The sequence below is a fragment of the Micromonospora sp. NPDC047134 genome (assembly GCF_040643455.1).
GTDB lineage: Bacteria > Actinomycetota > Actinomycetes > Mycobacteriales > Micromonosporaceae > Micromonospora.
The window spans coordinates 26,269-33,582 of sequence record NZ_JBEYUI010000039.1; the positions used below are offsets into that span (position 1 = coordinate 26,269).

A 7,314-nucleotide genomic window follows, 5' to 3' on the forward strand; every position below is an offset into this window, starting at 1 on the left:
GATCGTGAGGTACGGGCTGAGGAGGACAACGGTGGGAGAAAACATACCGGTCGGACGCTGCGTCGTCGCTGTGGACGGGCCGTCCGGTTCGGGTAAGTCCACCGTCTCACGACGGCTCGCGACCAGCCTGGCCGCCCGCTACCTGGACACCGGCGCGATGTACCGGGCCGTCACCTGGGCGGTGCTGCGCTCCGGCGTCGACCTCAACGACGCCCACGCCGTGGCCAAGGTCGCCGGCGAGGTCGACCTGCGCATCGGCACCGACCCGGCCGGCTACACCGTGACCGCCGACGGGTTGAACGTCGAGGCCGAGATCCGGGGCGCCGACGTGACCGCGGCCGTCTCCGCGGTGGCCGCCGTACCGGCGGTGCGGGCGCTGCTGGTCGCCCGGCAGCGCGACATGATCGCCAAGGCCGGCCGGATGGTGGTCGAGGGCCGCGACATCGGTTCCGTGGTGGCCCCGGACGCCGACCTGAAGGTCTACCTCACCGCCTCCGCAGCGGCCCGGGCCGCCCGGCGCAGCGCCGAGAACGCCGCCGACGTCGCCGCCACCGCCGCCGACCTGGCCCGCCGCGACCAGTTGGACTCGACCCGCAAGGCCGACCCGCTGGCCCAGGCCCCCGACGCCGTGGTGCTGGACAGCACCGAACTGGGCATCGACGAGGTCGTGGCCCGACTGCGTGAGCTGCTGGCCGAGCGGGGCGTGGCATGAGCAACGACGACGGCTGGGTGGAGCTGCGGGAACCGGACCTCGACATCGAGGAGCCGACCGGCCCGCAGCCAGTGGTGGCCGTGGTCGGCCGCCCGAACGTCGGTAAGTCCACACTGGTCAACCGGATCATCGGCCGCCGCCAGGCGGTCGTCGAGGACGTCCCCGGGGTGACCCGCGACCGGATCCCCTACGACGCACAGTGGTCCGGCCGGACCTTCACCGTGGTCGACACCGGCGGCTGGGAACCGGACGCCAAGGACCGGGCCGCGGCCATCGCCGCGCAGGCCGAGACGGCCGTGGCCACCGCCGACGTGGTGGTGTTCGTGGTCGACGCCACGGTGGGCTCCACGGACGTCGACGAGGCGGCCGTGAGGATGCTGCGGCGCAGCGCCAAACCGGTCATCCTGGTCGCCAACAAGGCCGACAACACCTCCGTGGAACTGGAGGCCACCTCCCTGTGGTCCCTAGGCCTCGGTGAACCGCACCCCGTCTCGGCCCTGCACGGCCGCGGCTCCGGCGACCTGCTCGACGCCATCATGGCCGCGCTGCCCGAGGCACCCAAGATCGTGGAAAACCGCCCGCGTGGTCCCCGCCGGGTGGCCCTGGTCGGTAGGCCCAACGTCGGCAAGTCCAGCCTGCTGAACCGCTTCTCCGGCGAGGAACGCGCCGTGGTCGACTCGGTCGCCGGCACCACGGTCGACCCGGTGGACAGCCTGGTCACCATCGGCGGGGAGACCTGGCACCTGGTGGACACCGCCGGGCTACGCAAGCGGGTCGGCAAGGCCAGCGGCACGGAGTACTACGCCAGCCTGCGTACCGCCTCGGCCATCGAGGCGTCCGAAGTGGCGGTGGTACTGCTCGACTCCAGCGAGCCGATCAGCGAACAGGACCAGCGGATCCTGTCCATGGTCACCGAGGCCGGTAGGGCGCTGGTCATCGCCTTCAACAAGTGGGACCTGGTCGACGCCGACCGCCGGTACTACCTGGACAAGGAGATCGAGCGGGAACTGCGCCGCATCCCGTGGGCGATCCGGCTGAACCTGTCGGCGATGACCGGCCGGGCCGTCGACAAGCTCGCCGCCGCCCTGCACCGGGCGTTGGACAGCTGGGAGACCCGCATCCCCACCGCCCAGCTCAACGCCTGGCTCACCGCCCTGGTCCAGGCCACCCCACACCCCGTACGCGGGGGACGGGCACCGAGGATCCTGTTCGCCACTCAGGCGGGCGTGGCCCCACCCCGGTTCGTGCTGTTCACCACCGGCCCCCTGGACGCCGGCTACCAACGCTTCGTCGAGCGCAAGCTCCGCGAGGAGTTCGGCTTCGAGGGCAGCCCGATCGAGATCTCGGTACGCCCCCGCAAGAAGCTCGGCCCCGGCGGCCGGGGCAAGGCACACGGCTGATCGCTGTTCTACCCGGGCCCGGGTGTCGAGGCTGCTTGCCTCCGCACCCGGGCCCTCTGCTGCCCACCCGTCTTCCTAGGATGCTTTAGGGGTGGTGGGCTGTTCGGCGAGGCGGCGGTATGGGGGTGGGGGCTGTGCGACGGATGGGGGAGGCTGCGCTAAGCTGTACCGGCTGCCGCGGGCAAGGTCCGGCGGTGGCAACGGGACGTGGCGCAGCTTGGTAGCGCACTTGACTGGGGGTCAAGGGGTCGTCGGTTCGAATCCGGCCGTCCCGACAGAGTTTCAGCAGGTCAGAGCCTTGATTCACTCTGGTGGGTCAGGGCTTTTTGCTGTCTCGTCTCACAATTCATCACGTACGCGCGTACTGCTGAAATCCGGGTGTGAGAGCTACCCGAACAGCCCGGATTCGAGGTGCTCGGCGGCCACCTTCAGGTGGCTGCTGTCGGGGTGGACGTAGACCCGCTTGGCGAGGGTGCCGCCGTCCGCGTGGCCGGCCCAGGCCGCGAGAACGACGTCGGGTACTCCGGCGGCGGCGAGGTAGGTCAGGCAGGCGTGTCGGGCGTCGTACGGTCGGACCTTGCGGACCCCGACCTTGGCCATCAGGCCGTACACCCGGCGGCGGAGCCAGTCGGTGCGCTGCCCCTCGCCGATCTCGTTGACCAGGACGTAGCCGCTGCCGATGTAGGCGTCGCCTGCCTTCAGGCGTTCCTTCTTCTGCTGGGTCTGGAACGCCTTCAGCGCCTTCGCCACGGTTGCCGGCATCGGTAGGCCGCGTAGGCCAGCCGCGGACTTGGCCTTCTTTTCCTCGACCTCGCCGTCGACGAGCGTTCGTGTGTTGTCCCCGGCGGCGATGGTGCCTGCGTCGAAGTCGACATCGGACCAGCGCAGCCCGCACACTTCGGCCGGTCGGAGGCCCATCAGTGACAGCAGGCAGACGGCGTACAGGCGTTCGCCGGTGATGCCGGTGATGCCGGTGAGGAATGTCTTCACCTCGTCCTGGGTCCAGGGCTTACGCTTCGCCCGTTCCTCGATAGCGGCCTTCGCTGCTGCTCGGGGGATGGTGACGTACGCGGCGACGTTGCGCACCACGAGCTGACGACGGACCGCCACGTTCAGCGCGGTCCGGAGTCGGCCCAGCGTCAGGCGCACCGAGCGGACGCCAAGTCCCGATCCGGGCTTGCCGCCACGCCGCCGGCCCTCTGTCAGCATCCAGTCGATAAAGGCTTCGATGTCTGCCTCGTTGACGTCCTGGAGCGGCTTCCCGCCGAGTCGAGCCCGGACCGGTAGGAGCGCGTCCCGGTAGTTCGAAGCCGTGGCCTTCTCCACGTCGCGGGTGGCGGACAGCAACCGCCTCATCCACGATCAGGATGTCGAACGCATACCGTCGAGCGGTCTTCGTGCTCGCCGCCTGCGCATAGATGTCACGCAGCATCCGCTGGGCGCGCACCTGCGGCAACCACGCCATGCTCACAATCACCCGCGGGTACAGCTGGAACGGGTTCGCGTGTAGGCCGTACCGGCGCCGTACCTCGCGCATCATCTCGCTGTTGATGATCGTGAAGTCGAGGCCGAACTTGTCCCGCATCTCATCCTGCCACTTCAGTGCCAGGCTCGGCGGGCACACCACGATCGCGGTCCGCGCCCGGTGCCGCAGCAGCAGCTCCTGCACCACCAAGCCGGCCTCGATGGTCTTGCCCAAGCCGACGTCGTCAGCGAGCAGCAGGTTCGTCCGGGGCGAGGACAGTGCCCGTCGCAGCGGCTCCAGCTGGTACGCCTCCACCGCGACCCCGCTGTGGAACGGCGCCTGCACGCTCCGGTCATCCGCCGAGGTCACCGCACCCCAACGCATCGCGTCAACGAACCCGGCAAGGGTGTTCGGATCGTCGAAGGCGTCCGGGTTGACCTGCGTCGGCAGACCCTGAGCGGGCGTGACGGTGTGACCGACCTCCAACTCCCAGACGACCGTCAACTCCTCACCCAGCCGGTCCTCGTCGAGCGCCTGCAGGGTCACGGCGTGGTTCAGCGAGGCAACCGCCTCGTCCGCAGGGCTGCGCGGCAGTCCCTGCTGCTTGACCTGAGCCACCGCCCACGTCGAACCGCGTACCTCGACAACTTGACCCGGCTCAGGAACGAGTGTGCCCGACGGCGATCACCGACGCCGGCCTGGTGCTGTGGATGGCTCTCCCGACTCGCTGTGGCCGGGTGGGCGCGCAGCACCTCCTGCGCGCGTTGGGCTGGCCCCCGTACTCCGCCTCGACATTGAGCCGCGCCACGGCATGCTCGTCATCTGCTCGGCCAACGACGGCCGCTACCAGGTGGGCAGCCGAGGTGACCTGGCCATTCTCTGCGAATGCCCGGCAGATGTGCCGCATCGGGCCCGGAAAACCCGTGATGTTCGCCGCTATCGTCACGCACGATCTGCTCGTCGTGCATCTCGTCAGCACGTCGTACGCCTGCTCGCCGACCTGCATACTCACCTGGCGGGAGCCGGCAATGAACGCTGACCACGTCGCTGCCGCTCGCCAGCCAGGTTTCTGGCTCACCTGGGCGTCACGGTGACCGATCTACAGGCTCACCCCGCTATCCCTGCCGTCCTGCCGACGGTCGCCGAGTACCTGCCCCGAGTTGTCGCCGCTGCCGGGCCCGGAGCACGCCGCACCCAGCAGCCCGACACGACCCCGATCGCCGCCTAACATCAAACCGGATCCAGCGATGGTCGTCTTCTACACCACCAGCGCGGACGTGACCGATCGGCCCTTGACCCTTGGCCTTGGTGTCTCTGGCGCCGACAGCGTCTGTACCAGGTGAGCGACCTCCACACAGCACCGTTGTTGCCGGCTCGGCCGGTCGTGAACCCCTCGACGAGCGGTGGGTGTGGGCCGGTAGGCTCGACATGGTGGAGATCGAGCCTCGCCCTGAGCAGCTGTCACGGAAACCGAGTGAGCTGGAGCAGGAGGCCGCCGCGACGGCGCTGCAGGAGGCGGTCGGCGAGGGCCGGCTGACCCTGGAGGAGTTCAGCGATCGGGTCGGGGCGGTGTGGGCGGCCGAGCGCATCGAAGATCTGGAGCGGGCGATGGCCGGGGTGGTGGTGGAGCCGCCTCCGGTCGGTAGTACGCAGACCGTGTCGACCGTGGTCGCGATCCTTGGCGACCAGCGGCGGGTGGGGCGGTGGCGGTTGCCTGCCCGGCTGCGGACGTTCAGCGTGCTCGGCGATGTCCATCTTGACCTGCGTACGAGTGTCTGCGCCGAGGCCGTCGTGGAGATCGAGGCGTGGAGCCTTCTGGGTGACATCAAGATAACGGTGCCCGACGGGGTGGATGTCGAGCTTGCCGGGTTCGGGTTGCTCAGCGACCGTGAACTTCAGCTGGCCCCGATCCCCCCGGTGCCGGGAACACCGCGGATCCGGATCCGGGCGCACACCCTGCTGGGCGATGTACGAATCCGATCGACGGGCTCCGGCAAGGACGTAGCGGGCTGGCGCCGCTGGTTACTGGGCCAGCAGTCGTCACCGGGCGCCGGCCAGTAACCGCCGCCGCCACCGACGGTAGAGAGGCGCTGACCAGGCCGTCGGGGACCGGTGTACCTGGCCGCCAGCCCGCCCCACCCGCCCGAACCGCTCCGCCAGCATCTACCGCGGACGGGCTCCGGTTGCGGGCTCTTCCTCCTCGTACTCAGAGCAGCTTGAACTCGTAGATCGAGGATTCGACGTGGATCATTCCTCGCTCGTCTGCGGCTGCGGCGATGGCAGGGGTCCACCCGATCAGCGTCCCCGGGATCTCGATCCGGTTCGAGTGGTGTTTGCGCGCGGAGAAGCCCATCCGCACCGCGAGGGCCACGATGGAGTACGGATCACCCATCGTGTCGCTGGTGTTCATGAAGACGTGCCCGCCGGCTGCGAGGTGCGGTTTCACCTCCTGGAAGAAGCGCTGGTGGAGGGTGTAGCCCGGGTCGAACACCGAATGCTCGATCGGCCGGTCGTAGACGCGGTCCTCCCTCGCCCTGACGAGGGGCGGGTTGGACACGATCAAGTCGAAGACGTCCTCGGGGCCGAGTTCGTGGAACAAGTCGCTGGTCAGCGCCTCGACCTTGTGTCCGACGTCGTGCGCCTTGGCGTTGAGTTCGGTGTTGGCGACCGCGGCCGGGTTGATGTCGGTCGCGACGACGCGTTCGCAGCCGCCCATGGCGGCGACCACGCTCGTCACGCCCGCTCCGCACCCGATCTCGAGGAACCGGGTGCCGGGACCAAGGGGCAGCGCGGAGGTGAACACCTCGGTCGCCGGATCGGGGGGCCACACCTCGGGCAGCACGGACCAGGTCGATCCCATGAGCTGTTTGGTGCCGCCGACCTTGATGAGCGAGTCGGCCTGGGCGACCAGCCAATCGCCGACGTCGTCAGCGAACGTTCGGTCCATGATTCTTCCTCGGGGCTTGGTCTGTCATTGACGCCGGCGGCACGTGACGCCAGTTGCCCGGTCGGGTTCAAGTACCTGCCGAGCCCTGCGCCGGCTGGGGGAACGGTAACCGCCCCCCGGTGTTGTTGCCAAGCAGTCAGCGGTGCCGCCGGACCGGCGAAGGCGGAACGGGTGACCGACGGCCTGCGGCCTGCCAAGCGGTGAGCGGCGCTACAGATCTTGAATATCCAGGTTCGTCCGATGTGGTCTGGGTGATGGCCTTGGGTGGGGTAGCTCGATGGGGTGAGGTGTCCCGATGGTGGTGGGTTGTCCGCGTGGGCGGGCGAAGCGTGGGTCGGTGCGACATCAGGCTGCCGGGTGGTTCGCCGAGGATGTGTCGGTGCCGGAGGTCGCAGACCGCGGTGTACGGGTGGCGGGCTGGTGGTGAGCAGGCCCTGGCCTCGAAGGGGCCGGGTGGGTCTCGGTGCCGGCTGGATGAGGGTCGGCTGCGGCGGCTGGCCGATGCTCTGGAGCAGGGCTGGCGGCGGATGGCTTCGGTAGTGATCGAAACGCGACTACATCGCCCTGCTGGATACCGCCCCACCAGCAGCTCAACGGCCCGATCGTGTGCGTCTGGGACAACCTGAACGCCCGCGTCTGCGCCGCCCTGCGGCAGAACCGACTCAAGAGCATCCAATACCGCCACGACCTATTCGGGCTCTTCGAAGTTAGGCGGGGTTGAGGTGTCCGCGGTGGCGTCGGGTTGTCGCGGTGCGGGTGCGTAATCGCTGGTTTTCGGGGTTGCGGAAGC

7 protein-coding genes and 1 tRNA gene are annotated in these 7,314 nt (G+C 69.1%); 5 read left to right on the forward strand and 3 right to left on the reverse strand.

Going from position 1 to position 7,314, the window contains the following annotated elements:
* Positions 1-31 precede the first annotated feature (31 nt).
* From cmk to ABZ795_RS27570, 3 genes are all read left to right on the forward strand, one after another.
* Complete coding sequence (gene cmk / locus ABZ795_RS27560; RefSeq protein WP_357532459.1) at positions 32-712, forward strand: (d)CMP kinase; 681 nt, start codon at positions 32-34, stop codon at positions 710-712.
* The gene (der, locus tag ABZ795_RS27565) at positions 709-2,112 is read left to right on the forward strand and encodes a ribosome biogenesis GTPase Der (protein ID WP_327026660.1); all 1,404 of its coding nucleotides are present in this window, start codon (positions 709-711) and stop codon (positions 2,110-2,112) included. Before cmk ends, der begins: the two co-directional genes overlap by 4 nt.
* A 201-nt stretch (positions 2,113-2,313) precedes the next feature.
* A tRNA-Pro gene (locus tag ABZ795_RS27570) sits at positions 2,314-2,387 on the forward strand.
* Between the two features lie 112 nt (positions 2,388-2,499).
* On the opposite strand, the gene ABZ795_RS27575 is transcribed toward ABZ795_RS27570, so the two are convergent.
* Positions 2,500-3,201, reverse strand: a complete 702-nt coding sequence (locus ABZ795_RS27575) for a site-specific integrase (RefSeq protein ID WP_357532460.1) — start codon at positions 3,199-3,201, stop codon at positions 2,500-2,502.
* Positions 3,122-4,195, reverse strand: a complete 1,074-nt coding sequence (locus tag ABZ795_RS27580; RefSeq protein WP_327026658.1) for an SNF2-related protein — start codon at positions 4,193-4,195, stop codon at positions 3,122-3,124. Before ABZ795_RS27580 ends, ABZ795_RS27575 begins: the two co-directional genes overlap by 80 nt.
* A gap of 245 nt (positions 4,196-4,440) precedes the next feature.
* Here ABZ795_RS27580 and ABZ795_RS27585 point away from each other — a divergent pair, with 245 nt between their 5' ends.
* Complete coding sequence (locus tag ABZ795_RS27585; protein WP_327026657.1) at positions 4,441-4,671, forward strand: hypothetical protein; 231 nt, start codon at positions 4,441-4,443, stop codon at positions 4,669-4,671.
* A gap of 337 nt (positions 4,672-5,008) precedes the next feature.
* Positions 5,009-5,638 carry a DUF1707 domain-containing protein gene (locus ABZ795_RS27590; RefSeq protein ID WP_327026656.1) on the forward strand — a complete coding sequence of 210 codons (630 nt, stop codon included), beginning with the start codon at positions 5,009-5,011 and terminating at the stop codon, positions 5,636-5,638.
* 145 nt (positions 5,639-5,783) lie between these two features.
* On the opposite strand, the gene ABZ795_RS27595 is transcribed toward ABZ795_RS27590, so the two are convergent.
* Positions 5,784-6,419, reverse strand: a complete 636-nt coding sequence (locus tag ABZ795_RS27595; RefSeq protein ID WP_327026655.1) for a methyltransferase — start codon at positions 6,417-6,419, stop codon at positions 5,784-5,786.
* Positions 6,420-7,314 lie beyond the last annotated feature (895 nt).